This is a genomic window from Lelliottia nimipressuralis, assembly GCF_004115925.1.
In the GTDB taxonomy this organism is placed as follows: domain Bacteria; phylum Pseudomonadota; class Gammaproteobacteria; order Enterobacterales; family Enterobacteriaceae; genus Enterobacter; species Enterobacter nimipressuralis.
Genome location: NZ_SDDX01000021.1, coordinates 169331 through 190208 on the forward strand (window position 1 = coordinate 169331; position 20878 = coordinate 190208).

17 protein-coding genes are annotated in these 20878 nt (G+C 54.6%); 10 read left to right on the plus strand and 7 right to left on the minus strand.

Going from position 1 to position 20878, the window contains the following annotated elements; translation table 11 throughout:
• Positions 1-167 precede the first annotated feature (167 nt).
• A complete protein-coding gene (gene lysP, locus ETG88_RS18025) occupies positions 168-1637 on the minus strand; it encodes a lysine-specific permease (RefSeq protein ID WP_100779517.1) in 1470 nt (489 codons plus the stop codon).
• 130 nt (positions 1638-1767) lie between these two features.
• Positions 1768-2634 (minus strand): DNA-binding transcriptional regulator YeiE, encoded by an 867-nt coding sequence (gene yieE / locus ETG88_RS18030; RefSeq protein ID WP_100779516.1) that lies wholly within the window; start codon positions 2632-2634, stop codon positions 1768-1770.
• Positions 2635-2755: 121 nt separating this feature from the next.
• Here yieE and ETG88_RS18035 point away from each other — a divergent pair, with 121 nt between their 5' ends.
• Complete coding sequence (locus ETG88_RS18035; protein ID WP_102104866.1) at positions 2756-3802, plus strand: YeiH family protein; 1047 nt, start codon at positions 2756-2758, stop codon at positions 3800-3802.
• 358 nt (positions 3803-4160) lie between these two features.
• A complete protein-coding gene (gene nfo / locus ETG88_RS18040) occupies positions 4161-5018 on the plus strand; it encodes a deoxyribonuclease IV (protein ID WP_129036021.1) in 858 nt (285 codons plus the stop codon).
• A 75-nt stretch (positions 5019-5093) separates the two neighbouring features.
• On the opposite strand, the gene fruA is transcribed toward nfo, so the two are convergent.
• The 3 genes from fruA to fruB are packed head-to-tail and all read right to left on the minus strand — an operon-like array spanning position 5094 to position 8870.
• Positions 5094-6785, minus strand: a complete 1692-nt coding sequence (gene fruA, locus ETG88_RS18045) for a PTS fructose transporter subunit IIBC (protein ID WP_100779513.1) — start codon at positions 6783-6785, stop codon at positions 5094-5096.
• Between the two features lie 16 nt (positions 6786-6801).
• Positions 6802-7740 (minus strand): 1-phosphofructokinase, encoded by a 939-nt coding sequence (gene fruK / locus ETG88_RS18050; protein WP_100779512.1) that lies wholly within the window; start codon positions 7738-7740, stop codon positions 6802-6804.
• Complete coding sequence (gene fruB, locus ETG88_RS18055; protein WP_129036022.1) at positions 7740-8870, minus strand: fused PTS fructose transporter subunit IIA/HPr protein; 1131 nt, start codon at positions 8868-8870, stop codon at positions 7740-7742. The genes fruK and fruB overlap by 1 nt, the downstream gene beginning before the upstream one ends.
• 352 nt (positions 8871-9222) lie before the next feature.
• Here fruB and setB point away from each other — a divergent pair, with 352 nt between their 5' ends.
• Positions 9223-10404 carry a sugar efflux transporter SetB gene (gene setB / locus ETG88_RS18060; RefSeq protein ID WP_129036023.1) on the plus strand — a complete coding sequence of 394 codons (1182 nt, stop codon included), beginning with the start codon at positions 9223-9225 and terminating at the stop codon, positions 10402-10404.
• Here the strand turns inward: setB and ETG88_RS18065 are convergent.
• Positions 10401-10655 carry a YkgJ family cysteine cluster protein gene (locus tag ETG88_RS18065; protein WP_100779509.1) on the minus strand — a complete coding sequence of 85 codons (255 nt, stop codon included), beginning with the start codon at positions 10653-10655 and terminating at the stop codon, positions 10401-10403. The two genes, setB and ETG88_RS18065, sit on opposite strands and share 4 nt — an antisense overlap.
• A 165-nt stretch (positions 10656-10820) precedes the next feature.
• Between ETG88_RS18065 and yeiP the strand changes: the two genes are divergently transcribed.
• On the plus strand, positions 10821-11393 hold the full coding sequence (gene yeiP, locus ETG88_RS18070) for an elongation factor P-like protein YeiP (RefSeq protein ID WP_095282688.1): 573 nt from the start codon (positions 10821-10823) through the stop codon (positions 11391-11393).
• Positions 11394-11519: 126 nt separating this feature from the next.
• Here yeiP and uxuA read toward each other — a convergent pair whose 3' ends face one another.
• On the minus strand, positions 11520-12710 hold the full coding sequence (gene uxuA / locus ETG88_RS18075) for a mannonate dehydratase (RefSeq protein ID WP_102104871.1): 1191 nt from the start codon (positions 12708-12710) through the stop codon (positions 11520-11522).
• A gap of 204 nt (positions 12711-12914) precedes the next feature.
• Between uxuA and ETG88_RS18080 the strand changes: the two genes are divergently transcribed.
• The 6 genes from ETG88_RS18080 (at position 12915) to ETG88_RS18105 (ending at position 20875) form a co-directional block, all read left to right on the plus strand.
• Complete coding sequence (locus tag ETG88_RS18080) at positions 12915-14381, plus strand: mannitol dehydrogenase family protein (protein WP_129036024.1); 1467 nt, start codon at positions 12915-12917, stop codon at positions 14379-14381.
• Between the two features lie 121 nt (positions 14382-14502).
• Positions 14503-15489, plus strand: coding sequence for a CobW family GTP-binding protein (locus ETG88_RS18085; RefSeq protein WP_129036025.1), 987 nt, complete (start codon positions 14503-14505; stop codon positions 15487-15489).
• Between the two features lie 33 nt (positions 15490-15522).
• Positions 15523-16236 (plus strand): phosphatase PAP2 family protein, encoded by a 714-nt coding sequence (locus tag ETG88_RS18090; RefSeq protein WP_100780846.1) that lies wholly within the window; start codon positions 15523-15525, stop codon positions 16234-16236.
• A gap of 416 nt (positions 16237-16652) precedes the next feature.
• Positions 16653-17222, plus strand: a complete 570-nt coding sequence (gene mepS / locus ETG88_RS18095; protein WP_100779505.1) for a bifunctional murein DD-endopeptidase/murein LD-carboxypeptidase — start codon at positions 16653-16655, stop codon at positions 17220-17222.
• Between the two features lie 201 nt (positions 17223-17423).
• Positions 17424-18980, plus strand: a complete 1557-nt coding sequence (locus ETG88_RS18100) for a cyclic di-GMP phosphodiesterase (protein ID WP_129036026.1) — start codon at positions 17424-17426, stop codon at positions 18978-18980.
• Between the two features lie 89 nt (positions 18981-19069).
• Positions 19070-20875 carry an extracellular solute-binding protein gene (locus ETG88_RS18105; protein ID WP_129036027.1) on the plus strand — a complete coding sequence of 602 codons (1806 nt, stop codon included), beginning with the start codon at positions 19070-19072 and terminating at the stop codon, positions 20873-20875.
• Positions 20876-20878 lie beyond the last annotated feature (3 nt).

Below are 20878 nucleotides of genomic sequence, written 5' to 3' on the forward strand. Positions count from 1 at the left end.
CTTTTCAAAAACGCGACGCTGACTCCTTCATCCTTTTGATAACGGCGATAACGATAAAACAAACGATAATTATTATCAATTCAATTGTTAACAATTATGTCATTTATGCATACTGTGGGGATAAAAAAACCCGCTCGAGTGAGCGGGCTAAAAGAGAGGAAGTGCGATTATTGTTTGATTCGTCCAGGGAATTCCATTTCGCTGTAGCGGACGAATCGGGTTCCTTTCGTCAGTTTGTAACCAAACCAGATGATCAGGAACAGAGGGATACCAATGTACGTCGCCATGACGCCGCCCCAGTCGATGGTGTCTGACAGGAAGGCTTCGTAGTTCTGGCCGAGCGTGATGATCAGGCACAGAATGAAGGCGAAGATTGGCCCTAACGGGAAGAAACCAGAGCGGTACGGCAGATCGTTAATATCGTGCCCCTGCTTCACATAGCCGCGGCGGAAACGATAGTGGCTGATCGCAATCCCCAGCCAGGCGATAAAGCCGGTCATACCGGAGGTGTTCAGCAGCCACAGGTAAACCGTCTGGTTGCCGAACATCGACGTCAGGAAGCACAGCCCCGCCACCACCGTGGTTGCATACAGCGCGTTGCGCGGTACACCGCCGCGAGACAGTTTAGAGAAAATACGTGGCGCTTTACCGTCGCAGGCCAGGGTGTAGAGCATACGCGTTGAAGCGTACATCCCTGAGTTCCCCGCCGACAGCACCGCTGTCAGGATCACCGCGTTCATCACCGCTGCCGCAGAGAGCAGACCCGCATGCTGGAAGACCAGCGTGAACGGGCTGACGCTGATGTCTTTAACATCGTTACGCAGCAGGCTTGGATCGGTGTAAGGAATAATCAGGCTGATAATCAGGATCGCGAACACATAGAACAGCAGGATACGCCAGAACACCTGACGCACGGCGCGCGGAATGTTCTTCTCCGGATCTTCAGATTCACCCGCCGCGATACCAATCAGCTCGGTGCCCTGGAAGGAGAAGCCGACAATCATCGCCACACCGATCATTGCCGCAAAACCACCGGCGAACGGCGCTTCGCCAATCTGCCAGTTGCTCCAGCCCGCTGGCTGCGCCCCTTTGAAGATGCCGACAATCATCGCCACGCCGACGACGATAAAGATGATAACGGTCGCGACTTTAATCAGCGAGAACCAGTACTCCGCTTCGCCAAAACCGCGCACGGAGATGTAGTTCAGCAGGAAAATCACGGCCAGGAAGAGCGCGCTCCAGATCCAGCCTGGCGTGTCCGGGAACCACCAGTTCATGACCAGCTGTGCGGCCACGAGGTCAACGGCGATGGTCACCGCCCAGTTGTACCAGTAGTTCCAGCCCAGCGCGAAACCGAAGCCTTCTTCAACGTATTTTTGGCCGTAAGTGGAGAAAGAACCGGATACCGGCATGTAAGCTGCAAGTTCGCCCAGACTGGTCATCAGGAAGTACACCATCAGGCCAATCAGCATGTAAGAAAACAGCGCGCCACCCGGGCCTGCCGCTGAAATAGTTGCACCAGAGGCAACAAAAAGACCTGTACCGATAGAACCGCCAATGGCGATCATCGTCAGGTGACGCGCCTTGAGTTCGCGACGTAGCGCGGGCGCTTCTGTGGTTTTAGTTTCGGAAACCATATGAAAATGCTGTCCATTCAAAAAATGAGGCGAGATTGTAGCAGACGATCCGCGAACCTTCCGGCAGAAATGCTCTGTTATAAGAGAGCTTCATGACGGCTCCGGAATTATAAGTAAAGCAGAGCCTGGACTAGATTTCGCAATAGCGCAAAAACCGCTGCAACGAATTCGAAAGGTGTTTTTGGCGGTGATGAATACACCACAGGGTGCGCACCAGCTTCGGCAGCGGAACCGGAATTTCAATCAAGGAACCGCTCTCGAGCTGCTCGGCGATGACGCGACGGGAGAGACAGCTGATCCCAAGACCGTGCCGCACGGCGTGTTTAATCGCCTCGGAATTACCCAGCTCCATGCCCAGCTGAAACTGCGGCAAATGCGAGAGCAAAAGATAATCGACGATTTCGCGCGTGCCTGAACCGTGCTCGCGTAAAATCCACGGCGCCTGCGCCAGGCGTTCCAGCGTCACCTCGCCCTGTAATAAGGAAGAGGCGGGAGAGGCAAATACCACCAGCTCATCTTCCAGCCAGGGTTCCGCAATGATATCCACGTTATGGCACGGCCCTTCGATAAGCCCGATGTCCACGCGGAAATCAATAATCGCATTAATCACATCCTGGCTGTTGCCGACGCTCATCTCCAGCGGCAATGCCGGGAAATCGCGGCGATAGCGGGCAATCACTTCCGGGAGAATATAGTTACCGATGGTGCTGCTGGCATACACACGGATCGCCCCGTTGTCTTCCCGGAACAGCTGTTCAATTTCGACAGCCTGCTCCAGTAGCGCCAGCGCGCGCGGGTAAAGCAGACGCCCGTGTTCGTTCACCACCAGCCGCTTCCCTACCCTGTCGAAAAGCTGCACCCCGAGCTGCCCTTCCAGATCCGTCAGCGCGGCGCTGACCGCCGACTGAGACAAGGCCAGCCGCTGCGAAGCCTGGGTGGTCGACCCGCTTTTCAGCACTTCGGCGAAAACTTCCAGTTGACGTAATGTTATGTGCATCGTGGCCTTCCACCCGGTAAGCGCGCTGCTTACCACTTATAAAGATTAATTATAAATATATAATCAATTTTATTTTTAAGCCAGAGCGCCGTAACCTTTTAACCATTGAAAGGAGAAGGCTATGACTGAACTCACTGTGCATCATCATCGAACACTGTGGCATTACGTTCCGGGGCTTGCGCTAAGTGCATTGATCACCGGGGTGGCATTATGGGGTGGCAGTATTCCGGCCGTCGCCGGGGCAGGATTTAGCGCATTGACGCTCGCGATCCTGCTGGGGATGGTGGTCGGCAATACGGTCTACCCAAAAATCTGGTCCGCCTGCGACGGGGGTGTGCTGTTTGCCAAACAGCATTTGCTGCGTCTGGGTATCATTCTTTATGGTTTTCGCCTCACCTTTGCGCAGATTGCCGATGTCGGCGTGAGCGGCATTGCCATCGACGTGTTAACGCTCACCAGCACCTTTATGCTGGCCTGCTTTATCGGGCAAAAAGTCTTTGGCCTCGACAAACAAACCAGCTGGCTGATTGGCGCGGGGAGCAGTATTTGTGGGGCCGCGGCCGTGCTGGCAACAGAACCAGTGGTGAAAGCCGAGTCGAGTAAAGTGACCGTTGCGGTGGCGACGGTGGTGATCTTCGGTACGCTGGCGATATTCCTTTATCCGGCCATGTACCCGCTGCTGGCACACTGGTTCACGCCGGAGGCCTACGGTATCTATATTGGTTCGACCATGCATGAAGTGGCGCAGGTTGTGGCGGCCGGTCATGCCATCAATCCGGATGCCGAAAATGCGGCGGTGATTGCCAAAATGCTGCGCGTGATGATGCTGGCCCCGTTCCTTATTATTCTGGCGGCACGCGTAAAACAACTTTCGCCAGCAGGCAAAGGCGAGAAAAGCAAAATCACCATTCCCTGGTTCGCCGTTCTGTTTATTGTGGTGGCGGTGTTTAACTCGTTCCATCTGCTGCCAAAAGCGGTGGTCGATATGCTGATCACTCTGGATACCGTCATGCTGGCGATGGCGATGGCCGCTCTGGGCGTCACCACCCATGTCAGCGCGCTGAAAAAAGCCGGGGCAAAACCGCTACTGATGGCACTGGTACTGTTTGTCTGGCTGATTGTGGGCGGTGGTGCAATCAACCTGGCGGTACATTATGCGTTAGCTTAATGCATCCATTTGATGAATATAAATAAATTCTGAATTGCGACTATCTCGTAACCCACTCTCAGTTTTGCTCGAGTAACCATGTTGAACTGCCGTCTTCTTTGAAGGCGGCAGTTTTCATTTTTTACCGTCCCAATCGGGCAGGTAGGAGCGACTGTTTTATTATCTCCTTTCACCCTCTCGGCACTGACTACTCTAAGTGCCACTCGACAAGCATTATTTCCTCCGGCAGCCGCTATGCCAAAAGCAAAGAGATATGCAGGCAACGAGGGTCTGGCGGCTACTACGATCTTCTTGTTGGGGGGCGTAAAAAATCTGTTAACCCGCTATCATAAGCGTTTCGGGTTAACAGGAGTCCCTTATGAAATACGTTGGAGCGCACGTGAGCGCAGCAGGTGGTCTTGCGAATGCCGCCATTCGCGCCGCCGAAATCGAGGCGACCGCTTTCGCCCTGTTCACCAAAAATCAGCGCCAGTGGCGCGCTGCGCCGCTCACCACTGAAGTGATTGATGATTTCAAAGCCGCCTGCGAGAAGTATCACTTCGGGCCGGGCCAGATCCTTCCGCATGACAGTTACCTCATCAACCTGGGCCATCCGGTTCAGGAGGCGCTGGATAAATCGCGCGAGGCGTTTCTGGATGAACTTCAGCGCTGCGAACAGCTTGGCCTGACGCTGCTGAACTTCCATCCGGGTAGCCATCTGATGCAAATCGAGGAAGATGCGTGTCTGGCGCGGATCGCCGAATCCATCAATATTGCGCTGGCGCAGACCACCGGCGTCACCGCGGTAATCGAAAACACCGCAGGCCAGGGCAGCAATCTGGGATTCAAGTTTGAGCATCTGGCGGCGATTATCGACGGTGTGGAAGATAAATCCCGCGTCGGCGTCTGCATTGATACCTGCCACGCCTTTGCCGCCGGGTATGACCTGCGCACCCTTGAAGAGTGCGAGAAAACCTTCGCGGAGTTTGAACGTATTGTCGGCTTTAAGTATCTGCGCGGCATGCATTTGAACGATGCCAAAAGCGCATTCGGCAGCCGTGTCGACCGCCATCACAGTTTGGGTGAGGGCAATATCGGCCACGACGCGTTCCGCTTTATCATGCAGGATGCCCGCTTTGACGGTATCCCAATGGTGCTGGAAACGGTGAATCCGGATATCTGGGCGGAAGAGATCGCCTGGCTGAAAGCCCAGCAAACGGCTGAACAAGCCGCATAAAAAAAGCCGGGTCGCGTAAGCACCCGGCTTTTTACTTTGTCGGTCGGGGAAGCGAAGCGCCACCCGACAAGACGTTTACGCTACTTTCGCAACCACTTCTGCTTCCGGGCGTTTCAGCACTGCGTAAGACAGACCCGCCACCAGCGTACCGGCGATAATCGCGAACAGATAACCCAGAACCGGGGTAATCGCGCCAGGAATCAGCAGAACAAACAGACCGCCGTGCGGCGCCATCAGTTTCGCGCCAATCGCCATAGAGATCGCACCGGTTACCGCGCCGCCTGCGATACAGCAAGGCAGAACACGCATCGGATCACGCGCCGCGAACGGAATCGCACCTTCGGTGATGAAGCACAGTCCCAGTACCAGCGCCGCTTTACCGCCCTCTTGCTGCGCCTTATCGAACTTACGGCGTGCAATAATGGTCGCCAGACCCAGCGCCAGCGGTGGCACCATACCGGCAGCCATGATAGCGGCCATCGGGGCATACGTCTGAGTACTCAGCAGACCAACACCAAACGCGTAAGCCGCTTTGTTGACCGGACCACCCATATCAGTACACATCATGCCGCCAAGGATTGCGCCCAGCAGTACCGCGTTCGCCGTACCCATGGTTTGCAGCCAGTGGGTCAGACCTTCCAGGATACCCGCAACTGGCTTACCAATCAGGTAAATCATACCCAGGCCAACCACCAGGCTGGAGATCAGTGGAATGATCAGGATCGGTTTCAGTGCTTCCATACTTTGCGGCAGCTTCAGCTTCGAGCTGATGGCCTTCGCGACATAACCGGCCAGGAAACCGGCGATGATACCGCCGATAAAGCCCGAGCCAGTGCTCACAGCCAGCATACCGCCGATAAGACCCGGCGTCAGGCCTGGACGGTCAGCGATAGAGAACGCAATATAACCTGCCAGAACAGGCACCATCAGCGCGAACGCCGAGCCACCACCAATCTGCATCAATGCCGCCGCCAGCGTACCCGGCTCTTTGAAGGCTTCGATACCGAAAGCGAAGGAGAGTGCGATACACAGACCACCCGCAACCACCATCGGCAGCATGTAAGACACGCCGGTCAGCAGGTGACGATAAGCGCCCGCAGACTCTTTTTTGCCTTCGCTGGCGGTGGACTCTGATTTGCCCGTTGGCTGATAAGGTTTCGCTTCAGCCAGTGCTTTATCAAATTCCTGCGCCGTTTTCTTCAGCGCCAGGCCGGTAGAGGTGCGATACATCGGCTTACCGGCGAATTTCGCCAGGTCCACTTCGATATCTGCCGCTACCATGACCAGATCCGCTTCAGCCACCTCTTCCGGGGTGATCGCATTGCCTGCGCCCACGGAACCACGGGTTTCGACCTTCACCCACCAGCCGCGTTTTTTCGCTTCGGTTTCGATGGCTTCAGCCGCCATAAAGGTGTGCGCCACGCCCGTCGGGCAGGCAGTAATCGCCACGATGCGTTTCGGGCCGGTTGCCGTCGCCACTGCTGCGGTAGCAACAGGTGCGCTGTAAACCGTTGCGTGGCCTTTCGCTTCGCTCAGGAACAGTTCGGGATGTGCCACCGCGCGATTGATATCGCCCAGCCACACTTTTTTGCCGTTCAGCGCACTGTCAGCCGGGACTTTATCACCCAGAACAATCGCCAGTTCGGCGTCATTTGGGTTGTCGACGAGTTCAACATGCGCTTTGTGTGCCGCCGCGCCCAGCAAGGTCTTCGCCATATAGGCGCGAGCTTGTCCAAGTCCGGAATCAATGATCAGCAGCGTTTTCATTATGCCTCTCCTGCTGTTAGTTAAAAGGTTTTAAGTCAACGCGCGCCATCATCGCGGCCAACTGGGTACGTTCGGTAATTCCAACATTGCTCTGACTCACGGCCAGGGCGGCAACAGCGGTAGCAAGACGTAAGGTATGCTCACTGGATTCACGCATCAGCAGGCCGTAGATCAGACCGCCCACCATTGAATCCCCGGCACCTACGGTGCTGACCACTTCCACCGACGGTGGCTTGGCGATCCATTCGCCAGACGCGTTAACCCACAGCGCGCCTTCTGCACCCAGCGAAATCACCACGTGAGCGATACCCTGTTCACGCAGCGCATGGGCCGCTTCAATCACATCTTTCAATTCTGGCAGCTTACGGCCGGCCCAGATCTCCAGTTCGCGGCGATTTGGTTTCACCAGCCACGGAGAGGCTTTCAGACCCGCCACCAGCGCTTCACGGCTGCTGTCGAAAATAATGCACGGGCACTGGCTACGCAGACGCAGCATCCAGTCGGTGAAGGCTTCCGGGCTGACGCCTGACGGCAGACTGCCGCTGACGCAGACCATGTCGAACTGACCCAGCCAGCTCAGGGAGTCATTCACGAAACGCTCCCAGTCTGCGCCGGTGACTTCAAAACCGGAGAAGTTCAGGTCGGTAACTTCGCCGTCTTTTTCCGTCAGCTTGACGTTAATACGGGTACGGCCCTGAACGACCTGAAAACGGTTGGCGATGCCCAGCTCGCTGAACAGCTGCTGAAAACCGTCCTGGTTGTCTTTCCCAAGGAAACCGCCCACGGTCACGTCAATGCCTAAGTCTTTCAGCACTTTCGCAACGTTGATGCCTTTACCGGCCGCGTGCAGGCCGGTGGTGCGCACGAGGTTGACCTCACCGCGCTCAATTTCAGGGCAAAAACCGACGAGATCGTAAGCCGGGTTCAGCGTAATAGTGGCGACACGTCTGCTCATTATGCGCCCTCCCCCAGACCTGCCGCGATGGCTTCGCCAATCGCTTTCAGCGCCTGTTCAGCATCCGCACCCTGAGCGGTAAAGCGCAGGCGGTGGCCTTTTTTCACACCCAGCGCGACGACTTTCATCAGGCTGCGGCCATTGGCGGGTTTGCCGGACCCATCGAGGTTGGTCACGGTAATATCACTTTCGAATTGCTTGATGGTGTTGACCAGCAGAGTGCCAGGACGGGCGTGCAGGCCATGTTCGTTACGCACCACAAACTCAGCGCTCAGCAGGTCGTCGGTCAGTGCGTCATCACTGGTCAGCAGCGCCAGCAACGTGGCGGCATCCGCTTTCAGCAAATGTTCAGCTTTGTTGTTCAGCAGCAGATCGCTCAGGCGCTTCAGCACAGCAACCGGCTGTTCATCGGCCATCGCAACCGTCACCAGCAGCGCGGCATGTTCACCATCGGCTTCAAATGCGCTCGCGGCACGGCTTACAGCAATCGCGCTGCGCAGGTTACCTTCCGCACTGTCGTTCAGCCAGACGCCCTGACCCAGGTTCAGCGGCTTATCATTAATCACGCGGGCAACGAAGGCGGTGTCAACTGCACCCGCCTCTTTCAGACGACCGGCGTTCAGCGCCTGCAGAGTCACCAGATCGGTGGCCACCACGTCCAGCGTCAGCGTGTCGTTATCCAGCTTCAGCGCGTCGCTCTGTTTTTCACCCATCAGCAGCGCACGCAGCTCTTCTGCGGTGGTTGCAGATTGCAGCTGTTCAGCCACGGAGTCATCGCTCAGCACGTGCGTCAGCTGACGCAGCAGGCCCAGATGCTCATCACTGCTGGCGGCAATCCCGATGGCCACGTAAGCCACCTGCCCTTCGCCCCACAAAATCCCCTGCGGGAACTGATAAACCTGAACCCCGGTTTTCAGCACCTGGTCGCGGGTATCCGTTGTACCGTGTGGAATGGCAATGCCATTGCCGAGGAAGGTGGAGGTTTGCTGTTCGCGCGCCAGCATGCCGTCTACATAGCCGTCCGCCACGTTGCCTGCCTGCACGAGGGCAGCGGCAATCTTGCGAATGGCCTCTTCTTTATTACCGGCCTGTTCGCCCGGATGAATATCTTGCACTGATAACTGGAACATAGTTCTCCTCTCTCGCTGAATTGAATCGTTTCAGCCTTAATGAGAAAAAATGCGCTAACCTGCTCCGTCAGTTAAAACAAGATAGCGCTGAAACGTTTCAAGAAGTCTTACGCTTAATGTTCAGCCTTGCAAGAAAAGTCGTGTTTCCTGTTTCAGAATTTAGAAGTGCAGCACATTTCTTCCACATTTGCTGACGTGACAGTCACGTACATCCTTCAGCTTCAGCACACTTCAGCCACAATGATTTTGAAATGCCATTTTGATTTTTCGTGGGGAATTTGACCGCACCACCTGTTTATTTTCTGACAAGCGGCGTAAACTCCGCGACTCTTCACATTACCGATAGCGAACCATGCACAACTCCCCCGCTGCCGCCTCACCAAAACCCTTTGATTTGACGTCATCGGCGTTTTTGATTGTTGCCTTTCTCACCGGTATCGCCGGCGCGTTACAGACGCCAACGCTGAGCCTGTTCCTGACCAATGAAGTTCACGCCCGTCCGGCGATGGTTGGCTTCTTCTTTACCGGCAGTGCCATCATCGGCATTCTCGTCAGCCAGTTTCTGGCAGGCCGCTCCGACCGAAAAGGCGATCGCAAAAGCCTGATTGTTTTCTGCTGCCTGCTCGGCGTGTTTGCCTGCGTGCTGTTCGCCTGGAACCGCAACTATTTTATCCTGCTGTTTGTCGGCGTGTTCTTGAGTAGCTTTGGTTCCACCGCGAACCCGCAGATGTTTGCCCTTGCACGGGAACACGCGGATCACACGGGGCGCGAAGCGGTGATGTTCAGCTCGATACTGCGCGCCCAGGTGTCGCTGGCATGGGTGATCGGCCCGCCGCTGGCTTACGCGCTGGCGATGGGCTTTGGTTTTACGGTGATGTATCTGAGCGCCGCCGTGGCGTTTATCGTGTGTGGAATCATGGTCTGGTTTTTCCTGCCCACCATGCGCAAGGAGCCAAAACTGTCGACCGGCACGCTGGAAGCGCCGCGTCGCAACCGCCGCGATGCCCTTCTTCTGTTTATCGTCTGCACGCTGATGTGGGGCACCAACAGCCTCTATATCATCAATATGCCGCTATTTATTATTGATGAGCTGCATCTGCCGGAAAAACTGGCAGGCATCATGATGGGTACAGCGGCAGGCCTGGAAATCCCGACAATGCTGATCGCCGGTTATTACGCGAAGCGTTTTGGAAAGCGTTTTTTGATGCGGATTGCGGCCGTGGCTGGTTTGCTGTTTTACATCGGAATGCTGACAGTGCACACCCCGGCGTTGCTGCTGGCGTTGCAGCTGCTGAACGCCATCTATATTGGCATTCTTGCGGGGATCGGCATGCTCTATTTCCAGGACTTAATGCCTGGCCAGGCAGGGGCAGCGACAACACTTTATACTAATACCACCCGCGTGGGCTGGATCATTGCGGGCTCGCTGGCAGGGGTTGTGGCGGAAATCTGGAGCTATCACACGGTGTTCTGGATTGCGCTGGTGATGTGCATCATTACCACCGGCTGTCTGACGCGAATTAAAGATGTTTAGGGCGCGGTGAGCGCTTCCAGCTCAATCAAATAGATCATCGCCTGCTCGCGCGTGCTGCCGCACATCTCTTTTAACGGCTGAAGCGCTCCGCAGACTTTCGGGCGCAGCGGCGAGCCAAAGATATTGCACAAATTGGTGTCAGAAAGCTGAACGCAGCGGGTATTGGCAGGCTTGCCCTCTGGCATGCCTGGGATCGGGCTTGAGATGGACGGCGCGGTGCAGCACGCGCCACAGTCTGGACGACAATCCATAAACCCTCTCTGTCAGTGGCGGATGCCCGTATGGTCGGGCGTGGCGCGCACAGTAACACCTTTTGTGTATTGATAGCAAAAGCCACTAATTCCGCTTGCCTGAAAGGCTGCGCGCGAGTAATTTGGCGCGATATTTTTTACCTCCCAGTAGACAGGATTATTGCAATGCCAAGAGCGAACGAAATTAAGAAAGGTATGGTACTGAACTACAACAGCAAACTGCTGATTGTGAAAGATATCGATGTTCAGTCCCCAAGCGCCCGTGGCGCAGCCACACTGTACAAAATGCGCTTTGCCGATGTGCGTACCGGTCTGAAAGTCGAAGAGCGTTTCAAAGGCGACGATATCGTTGATACCGTGACTCTGACCCGCCGTTTCGTTGATTTCTCCTACATCGACGGCAACGAATACGTGTTCATGGATAAAGAAGACTACACGCCGTATATCTTCACCAAAGACCAGATTGAAGACGAACTGCAGTTTATTCCTGAAGGCGGTATGCCGGATATGCAGGTTCTGACCTGGGATGGCCAGTTGCTGGCACTCGAACTGCCGCAAACCGTGGATCTCGAAATCGTGGAAACGTCACCGGGCATTAAAGGGGCCTCTGCCAGCGCACGTAACAAACCTGCGACGCTGACTACAGGTCTGGTTGTGCAGGTTCCGGAATATCTGTCTGCTGGCGAGAAGATCCGCATCCATATCGAAGAAAAACGTTATATGGGTCGTGCTGACTAATGGTGTTTTGCCGGATGGCGGCTTCGTCTTATCCGGCTCACATAAAAAACGCATAAAAAAACCGGCGAATTCGCCGGTTTTTTTTGTAGGCCCGTTCAGCGTAGCGCCGCCGGGCATTAATGCCAGTTACAACAGTTCAGGGTACTTCGTCATCTTCAGCGCCAGCTCCACGCCGCGCACTTCCGCCATGCCTTTCAGGCGACCAATCGCCGAATAACCTGGGTTGGTTTTCTTACGCAGATCGTCCAGCATCTGATGTCCGTGGTCTGGACGGAACGGAATCGGACGCAAATCACCTGCTTTCTTACGACGCTGCTCTTCACCCAGAATCGCATCAACCACCGCCACCATATTCACGTCACCGCCGAGATGCGCCGCTTCGTGGAAGGTTTTCGGGTTATCTTCGCGACAGGTCGCGCGCAAGTGAGTGAAGTGAATGCGGTCGCCGAAGGTTTCAATCATGCGTACCAGATCGTTATCCGCGCGTACGCCGTAAGAACCGGTGCACATGGTGAAACCATTGTTAATGCTGTCGACGGTCTCTTTCAGCCATTGCATATCTTCAATGGTCGAGACGATACGCGGCAGGCCGAGGATTGGGCGCGGTGGATCGTCCGGATGAACTGCCAGGCGTAAACCGCAGGCTTCCGCCACCGGCACAATCGCGCGCAGGAAGTAGGCCATGTTTTCGCGCAGCTGATTTTTGTCGATGTCGCCGTATTCCGCCAGACGTGCGCGGAACTGATCCAGCGTGTAACCCTCTTCCGCACCCGGCAGGCCGGCAATGATATTGCGGGTCAGCTTCTCGATATCCGCTTCCGTCGCCTCATTAAACCATTTCAGCGCCTGCTGCTGCTCTTCGGCGGAATAGTCCGCGTCGGCGCCCGGACGCTTGAGGATGTGCAGCTCAAAAGCGGCAAAAGCAATCTGGTCGAAACGCAGAGCTTTAGAGCCGTCTGGCATCTGGTACTCAAGGTCGGTACGCGTCCAGTCCAGAATCGGCATAAAGTTGTAGCACACGGTATCAATACCACAGGCCGCCAGATTGCGGATGCTTTGCTGATAGTTGGCAATCCAAGTGTCAAACTCGCCGGAATGGGTTTTGATGTCTTCGTGCACCGGGATACTTTCAACGACTGACCAGGTCAGCCCTTTTTCCGCCAGCAAAGCCTGGCGTTTTTTAATCTCTTCCAGCGGCCAGACCTGACCGTTCGGAATATGGTGCAGTGCCGTGACAACACCCGTTGCGCCAGCCTGACGCACATCATCAAGAGAAACCGGATCATTCGGCCCGTACCAACGCCAGGTTTGTTCCATTGCCTCACCCTCTAAAGTTGTTATACCAATATGATTGTTGCAATGACGACTACCATACATGTTTGTTTCAGACGGTCAATACAGGCGGCAGCATTGATTGATCGAACTCACAGAATCTGGATATTTACGGCTTACCAATTCAATTTGCTGTCATATAACTTTACACTGCCATTGTTAATTAATGGTTAATCAGGTGTGTATTTCATGAAGACAATTGCCTCCACCGCGCTCCCTTCTCATGTGCAACTGCCGCAGTTCGATCGTCAGCAGCTGCGCTCCCGCATCGTTCATTTCGGTTTTGGTGCCTTCCATCGCGCGCATCAGGCGTTGTTAACAAACCGCGTGCTTAACGCCAAAGGGGGCGACTGGGGGATCTGTGAGATTAGCCTGTTCAGCGGCGATACGCTGATGAGCCAGCTGCGCGCCCAGGATCATCTGTTTACGGTGCTAGAGAAAGGGGCTGAAGGTAATCAGCCGATTATCGTCGGGGCGGTGCATGAGTGCCTCAATGCCAAACTCGATTCGCTGGCAGCCATTATTGAAAAGTTCTGCGAGCCGCAGGTGGCGATTGTGTCGCTCACCATCACCGAAAAAGGCTATTGCATCGATCCGGCGACGGGCCGACTGGATACGCAAAATGCGCGCATCGTTCACGATCTGGAAAATCCGTCTGAGCCGCACTCGGCGCCGGGGATTCTGGTTGAAGCCTTATACCGTCGCCACGCGCGCGGGCTGGCACCCTTTACCGTGCTCTCTTGCGACAATATTCCGGACAACGGTCATGTCGTGAAAAACGCGGTGCTGGGGATGGCGGAGAAACGCTCGCCTGAGCTTGCCGCCTGGATTGCTGAGCACGTCAGCTTCCCCGGTACCATGGTTGACCGCATTGTTCCTGCCGCCACCGACGCATCGCTCGCCGAAATCACCCAGGAACTGGGCGTGGAAGATCCTTGTTCCATCAGCTGCGAGCCGTTTATCCAGTGGGTGGTGGAAGATAACTTCGTTGCCGGTCGTCCGGAGTGGGAACTGGCGGGCGTGCAGATGGTGCAGGACGTTTTACCCTGGGAACAGATGAAGCTGCGTATGCTTAACGGCAGCCACTCGTTCCTGGCGTATCTCGGTTATCTTGCCGGTTATGCTCACATTAATGAGTGCATGGAGGACGACGCGTTCCGCGAAGCCGCGCGCCGCCTGATGCTGGATGAACAGGCACCCACTCTGCGGATTACTGACGTTGACCTCACGGGATATGCCGACAGCCTGATCGACCGCTTTGCCAACCCTGCTCTGCAGCATCGCACCTGGCAGATCGCGATGGATGGCAGCCAGAAATTGCCTCAGCGTATGCTTGAGGGCGTACGCGTTCATTTAGCACGTGAGAGCGCCTGGCCGCTGCTGGCGCTGGGTATCGCGGGCTGGATGCGCTACGTCAGCGGTGTGGATGACAACGGCAACGCCATTGATATTCGCGATCCTCTCAGCGATAAAATTCGTGCACTCGTAGAAACCAGTAGCGAAGAGGAGCGCGTCAGCGCCCTGCTGACGCTGGGTGAAATTTTTGGCACCGATCTGCCCCAGCATCCGCAGTTCGTCGAGGCCATTCGTCAGGCGTTTCAACATATTGCTCAGCACGGAGCGCGCCAGGCTGTGATTGACGCCGTGATGATTTAACCGATCATGCGCTTAAAGCGGACGGGGGACACTCCGTTCGCTCCTGCCCTTCCCAATACTCTCTTTTTTCGCCAGGATAATAATCATTGTTCGTGCATGATGATTATCTCCTGGAGTTCACGTGACCAAAACTAACCTGGTAACCGGCTTTCTCGGCAGCGGTAAAACCACCTCAATCCTTCATCTGCTGGCTAACAAAGATCCGGCGGAGAAATGGGCCATACTGGTTAACGAATTCGGCGAGATTGGGATTGACGGCGCACTGCTGGCTGACTCGGGCGCGCTGGTCAAAGAGATCCCCGGCGGATGCATGTGCTGCGTCAACGGCTTGCCGATGCAGGTCGGTCTCAACACCCTGCTGCGTCAGGGCAAAACGGACCGCTTAATCATTGAGCCGACCGGTTTAGGCCATCCCAAACAAATTCTCGATCTGCTTACCGCTCCGGTGTATGAGCCATGGATCGATCTGCGTGCGACGCTGTGTATCCTCGACCCACGCCAGCTACTGGACGAGAAAGTAGTACGCAATGAAAACTTCCGCGACCAGCTGGCTGCCGCCGATATCATTGTGGCGAATAAAGAGGATCGCGCATCCCAGGAGAGCCGTGACGCCTTTGACTTCTGGTGGCAGAATTTTGGTCACGATCGCCAGTTCGTGCTGGCCACCCAGGGGAAAATTGATAATGCCCTGCTAGACTTGCCGCGTCGGAATTTGACCGAACTGCCTGCCAGTGCCGCGCACTCACACGCGCATGTGGCGCAAAAAGGGCTGGCAGCCCTGAGCCTGCCGGAACATCAGCGCTGGCGTCGCAGCCTCAACAGCGGGCAAGGTTATCAGGCCTGTGGCTGGATTTTTGATGCCGATACCTGCTTTGACACCATTGGCATTCTGGAATGGGCACGCCTCGCGCCGGTGGATCGCGTGAAAGGCGTGATGCGCACACCGGACGGGCTGGTGCGCATTAACCGTCAGGGCGCCGATTTTTTCATTGAAACGCAAAATGTCGCCCCGCCCGACAGCCGAATAGAGTTAATTAGTGCGGTTAATACGGACTGGAACGCACTTCAGGCCAGCTTGTTGAAGCTTCGTTTAAGTTCGAGCCACTAACGTTGCCGGGACTTAACTGCTATGCATATGACGATGATTAAAAAAATCCCCCTGATATTACTGCTTAACGCCGCCGGTCTGGCGCTCTTCTTATCCTGGTATTTACCAGTGAACCATGGTTTCTGGTTCCCGGTGGATTCCGGTATTTTCCACTTCTTCAATGAACAGCTGGTGAAGAGCAAGGTGATCCTGTGGCTGGTGGCAATCACCAACAATCGCGCCTTCGATGGCTGTTCTCTGCTGGCGATGGGCTGCTTAATGCTCTCATTCTGGCTGAAAGAAGATGCGACAGGACGCCGCCGAATCATCCTGATTGGCCTGGTGATGCTGCTCACCGCCGTGGTGATTAACCAGCTGGCGCAAGGGCTGATGCCGGTCAAGCGTTCCAGCCCTTCACTCTTCTTCCCAAATATTCATCGGGTGAGTGAATTACTGAATATCTCGACCAAAGACGCATCGAAAGACAGTTTCCCTGGCGATCACGGAATGATGCTGCTTATTTTTGCCTCTTTCATGCTGCGCTATTTTGGCAAAAAAGCCTTTGCGGTTGCCCTGATTATTGTTGTGGTTTTTGCCTTCCCGCGCGTAATGATCGGCGCTCACTGGCTAACGGATATTGTCGTCGGTTCACTTTCTGCTGTGCTGATTGGTGTACCGTGGGTCTTAATGACACCACTCAGCGACCGTCTGATTGCGCTATTTGATCGCTATCTTCCGGGCAAAATGCAACAAACAGAAAACAAATAACCAACCTAAATTAACATCATCCATCAGGGATCATTTTCGATCCCTGATGTTTTTCCCGCCACCGCCGCCCTATTTTGTCATCTTCTCGTAATATCATTCATCAGCTAAATGAATGCGTTGCGTGAGTTTTAACCTAAACTGCCGCTATTTTAAGCAATCCCGGTTAATCACTTTCTCTATCACAATTTCTTATAAAAAATCGGATATTTTTGCTCGCATTGACTAAGGCGATCGGGTAATCTCGAACTCGTTTTGCCTCACAGAGATAATTATTCTCAGGGTGAATAAGTTTGTGCGTTAGAGCACAGATTTGACCATAAAGAATTGTCTCATTGTGCGCAGGTATTTAGTCTCGTCACGTTTGGCATTTTTATAACGATATTTATCGTTAAGGACTTCAAGGGAAAATAATCAAAATGGTCAAATCTCAACCGATTTTGAGATATATCTTGCGGGGAATCCCGGCAATAGCAGTTGCGGTACTGCTGTCTGCATGTAGTTCGACAAACACCGCGAAGAATATGCATCCTGAGACGCGTGTTGTGGGCATGGAAGATGCCTCGTCACTGCAAGCCTCTCAGGATGAATTTGAGAACATGGTACGTAATCTGGACGTGAAGTCCCGCATTATGGACCAGTATGCTGACTGGAAAGGCGTGCGCTATCGTCTTGGCGGCAGCACCAAAAAAGGTATCGATTGTTCCGGTTTTGTACAGCGTACATTCCGCGAGCAGTTTGGCTTAGATCTGCCTCGTTCGACTTACGAACAGCAGGAAATGGGTAAATCCATCTCGCGTACAAAATTGCGTACCGGTGATTTGGTTCTGTTCCGTGCAGGTTCTACGGGCCGACACGTGGGTATCTACATCGGCAACGACCAGTTTGTTCATGCCTCCACCAGCAGCGGTGTCACGATTTCCAGCATGAATGAACCCTACTGGAAGAAGCGCTACAACGAAGCGCGCCGGGTACTGAGTCGCAGTTAATCTGTTGTGTTGTTGGTTATCCCTTGGCTGGCAACACAATAAAAAATAAGCACTGCTTCGGCAGTGTTTTTTTTTGCCCGTTTAACCCCGTGCGCTCTGTCTTCACAGATGACTGGTTGCAAAAAACCAGGCTATAGTCTTGTAAATACGTAAGATTAGTCGTCCTGCCGGAATCACGACGATCCAGGAACAATGACGTTTATGCTCACTCGTTTCTTTTCCACCAGCCGCAAAGTTCTGACAGGCAGCATCCTCGCGGGCATTATCGTTGCCCTACTCTGCGGAATGTTGCAGTTTTTTCTGAGCTATCATAAGCGGGAAGCGAAATTCGATACCCTGATCGTTGACCTTCGGGTCTACATGGAGAGCTATTTCTCTGAGCTGAAAACCTCGATTGATACCCTCCAACCCTTCACGCTGAGCAGTTGCCAGGATGTGAGTGCGGAGCTAACGTCCCGCGCCGCCTTTAGCGTTAACGTGCGCGCATTTTTACTGGTTCGCGATAACACCGCATTTTGTTCTTCCGCCACCGGGCCAATGCGCGTCACGATGAAGGAGCTGATACCCGATCTGGATACCTCCAAATCCGTTGATATGGCGCTGCTGCCCGGCACGCCAATGCTGCCAGACAAACCCGCTATCGCCATCTGGTATCAGAACCCGCTGGTCAAAGGCGACGGGGTATTTACGTCAATCAACATCAATTTAACGCCTTATCTGCTCTATACCTCACGTCAGGATGAGTTTGCCGGCATTGCGGTGATGATTGGCAATAAAGCGTTATCCACCTTCTCGAACCATCTGCTGAACGTCCAGGATATGCATGAAATCGCTATCCGCACCGCTATGCTGAAAACGGTTCCGCTCACCATCAAGGTGTATGCGCAAAAGTGGACCCCTTATGAAATTCTGTTCGCCCTGCTCTTCGGCCTGATATGCGGTATTGCGGCGGGAACGCTCTCTTTTTATATTCTCACCATCCGTTTGCATCCCGGGAAAGAGATCCTTTCAGCCATCAAGCACGGTCAGTTCTATGTGGTGTATCAGCCGGTTGTTGATACAAAAGAGCTGAAGATGCAGGGCTGCGAAGTGCTGATGCGCTGGAAACATCCGACGATGGGTGAAATCCCGCCGGATGCCTTTATCAATTTCGCTGAAGCGCAAAGGCTGATTGTCCCGCTGACGCTGCATCTTTTCGATCTGATCATCCGCGACGCGGCGCTGCTGCAAACCGTGTTGCCCCCGGGCGCCAAGCTGGGCATTAACATCGCGCCGGGCCATCTGCATTCGGACAGTTTTAAAGATGACATGCGCAACTTCGCGGCGTCGCTGCCGCCAGACCACTTCCAGGTGGTTCTGGAAATTACCGAACGCGACATGATTAATCAGCTCGAAGCGGCCCCGTTATTCGAATGGTTGCATCACGAAGGCTTTGAAATCGCGATAGATGATTTTGGTACCGGCCACAGTGCGCTGATTTATCTGGAGCGGTTCACGATGGATTACCTGAAAATCGATCGCGGTTTTGTGAACGCCATTGGTACGGAAACGGTCACGTCTCCGGTGCTGGATGCCGTGCTGACGCTCGCCCGACGGCTGAACATGGTCACCGTTGCTGAAGGTGTCGAAACGCCGGAGCAGGCCGCCTGGCTACGCCAGCATGGGGTAAACTACCTCCAGGGCTACTGGATCAGCCGCCCAATGCCGCTGGCACAATTCCTGAAATGGCAGCCCGATTTCGTCAATGACAGTGAATAATTTCACAATGACCGTTTCGTCACTTATGATTCAGCTACACCAGACGCCTCACTATGGGTGAGCCAGAATAAAAGAGGGATACGCTGCCAATGACTATGCGCTTTGTTTTGCTGTTAATGGCGTTATTCAGCGTGACCTGCCAGGCGCAGAGTATTAAAGAGAGCTACGCGTTCGCCGTGCTCGGCGAGCCAAAGTACGAAGCGAACTTTACCCACTTCGATTACGTCAATCCTGCGGCTCCCAAAGGCGGAACCCTCACCCTCTCCGCCCTCGGGACGTTTGATAACTTTAACCGTTTCGCCCTGCGCGGTGTCGCCGCCGAACGTACCGATGCCCTGTATGACACGCTGTTTGTCACTTCAGATGATGAGCCAGGCAGTTACTACCCGCTGATCGCTGATTCCGCGCGCTACGCGGATGATTTTTCCTGGGCGGAAGTCACCCTCAACCCACGCGCCCGTTTTCACGACGGTTCCCCGGTAAAAGCCAGCGATGTGGCCTTTACCTTCCATAAGTTTATGACCGAAGGGGTGCCGCAGTTCCGCCTGGTATTCAAGGGCGCGACCGTCAAAGCCATCGCCCCGCTGACCGTGCGCATCGAGCTGGCAGAGCCGGGTAAAGAGAGCATGCTGAGTCTTTTCTCACTCCCGGTAATGCCTGAATCGTTCTGGAAAAATCATAAGCTGAGCGACCCGATCGCCACGCCTCCGCTGGCGGGTGGCCCTTACCGCATCACCCACTGGAAAATGGGGCAATATCTGGTCTATTCCCGCGTCAAAGACTACTGGGCGGCTAATTTGCCGGTCAACCGGGGGCGCTGGAATTTCGATACGATTCGCTACGACTACTATCTGGACGACAATGTCGCCTTCGAAGCCTTCAAGGCCGGGGCGTTTGACCTGCGTGCAGAAGTGAGTCCGAAAAACTGGGCGACGCGCTATATAGGCAAGAATTTTTCTAACCATTTCATCGTTAAAGACGAGCAAAAAAATGAATCCGCGCAAGATACACGCTGGCTGGCATTTAATATTCAGCGTCCGGTCTTTGCCGACAGGCGCGTGCGTCAGGCAATCACGCTGGCGTTTGACTTTGAGTGGATGAACAAGGCGCTGTTTTACGGGGCTTACAGCCGCACCAACAGCTATTTCCAGAATACGGAATACGCAGCCCGCCAGTATCCCGATGCCGCCGAGCTGACCCTGCTTGCGCCGCTGAAAGCTGAAGTGCCGCCGGAAGTTTTCACCAGTATCTTTGAGCCACCAACCTCAAAAGGGGATGGCTACGACCGTGACAACTTGCTTAAAGCCAGCAAACTGCTCGACGACGCGGGCTGGGTGCTTAAAAACCAGAAACGGGTGAATACGCAGACCGGTAAACCCCTCAGCTTTGAGCTGCTGCTCTCCTCCGCCGGTAATAATCAGTGGGTACTGCCGTTCCAGCACAATCTGGAGCGTTTGGGCGTCACCGTGGAGATTCGTCAGGTTGATAACGCGCAAATCACCAACCGAATGCGCAACCGCGATTACGACATGATGCCGCGCGTCTGGCAGGCACAGCCGTGGCCAAACACCAATCTTCGTATCTCGTGGGCGTCGGAATACATCAACTCAACCTACAACGCGCCGGGCGTTAAAAGCCCGGTCATCGACAACCTGATAAACCAAATCATTGCCGCGCAGGGTGATAAGACGAAGCTGGTCCCTCTGGGCCGTGCGCTCGATCGCGTCCTGACCTGGAACTACTACATGCTGCCGATGTGGTTTATGGGGGAAGATCGACTGGCCTACTGGGATAAATTCTCTCAGCCATCCATTCGCCCGATCTATTCCCTGGGGCTAGATAACTGGTGGTATGACGTCAATAAAGCCGCCAAACTGCCCGCTGAACGGCGTTAAGGA

Coding starts and splice junctions, on each gene's coding strand:
- ETG88_RS18090 (WP_100780846.1), top strand. CDS start 15,523: ATGATTAAAAAAATCCCCCTGATATTACTGCTTAACGCCGCCGGTCTG.
- uxuA (WP_102104871.1), bottom strand. CDS start 12,710: ATGGAACAAACCTGGCGTTGGTACGGGCCGAATGATCCGGTTTCTCTT.
- ETG88_RS18100 (WP_129036026.1), top strand. CDS start 17,424: ATGCTCACTCGTTTCTTTTCCACCAGCCGCAAAGTTCTGACAGGCAGC.
- ETG88_RS18105 (WP_129036027.1), top strand. CDS start 19,070: ATGACTATGCGCTTTGTTTTGCTGTTAATGGCGTTATTCAGCGTGACC.
- yieE (WP_100779516.1), bottom strand. CDS start 2,634: ATGCACATAACATTACGTCAACTGGAAGTTTTCGCCGAAGTGCTGAAA.
- fruB (WP_129036022.1), bottom strand. CDS start 8,870: ATGTTCCAGTTATCAGTGCAAGATATTCATCCGGGCGAACAGGCCGGT.
- fruK (WP_100779512.1), bottom strand. CDS start 7,740: ATGAGCAGACGTGTCGCCACTATTACGCTGAACCCGGCTTACGATCTC.
- ETG88_RS18080 (WP_129036024.1), top strand. CDS start 12,915: ATGAAGACAATTGCCTCCACCGCGCTCCCTTCTCATGTGCAACTGCCG.
- ETG88_RS18035 (WP_102104866.1), top strand. CDS start 2,756: ATGACTGAACTCACTGTGCATCATCATCGAACACTGTGGCATTACGTT.
- setB (WP_129036023.1), top strand. CDS start 9,223: ATGCACAACTCCCCCGCTGCCGCCTCACCAAAACCCTTTGATTTGACG.
- yeiP (WP_095282688.1), top strand. CDS start 10,821: ATGCCAAGAGCGAACGAAATTAAGAAAGGTATGGTACTGAACTACAAC.
- mepS (WP_100779505.1), top strand. CDS start 16,653: ATGGTCAAATCTCAACCGATTTTGAGATATATCTTGCGGGGAATCCCG.
- fruA (WP_100779513.1), bottom strand. CDS start 6,785: ATGAAAACGCTGCTGATCATTGATTCCGGACTTGGACAAGCTCGCGCC.
- nfo (WP_129036021.1), top strand. CDS start 4,161: ATGAAATACGTTGGAGCGCACGTGAGCGCAGCAGGTGGTCTTGCGAAT.
- lysP (WP_100779517.1), bottom strand. CDS start 1,637: ATGGTTTCCGAAACTAAAACCACAGAAGCGCCCGCGCTACGTCGCGAA.
- ETG88_RS18065 (WP_100779509.1), bottom strand. CDS start 10,655: ATGGATTGTCGTCCAGACTGTGGCGCGTGCTGCACCGCGCCGTCCATC.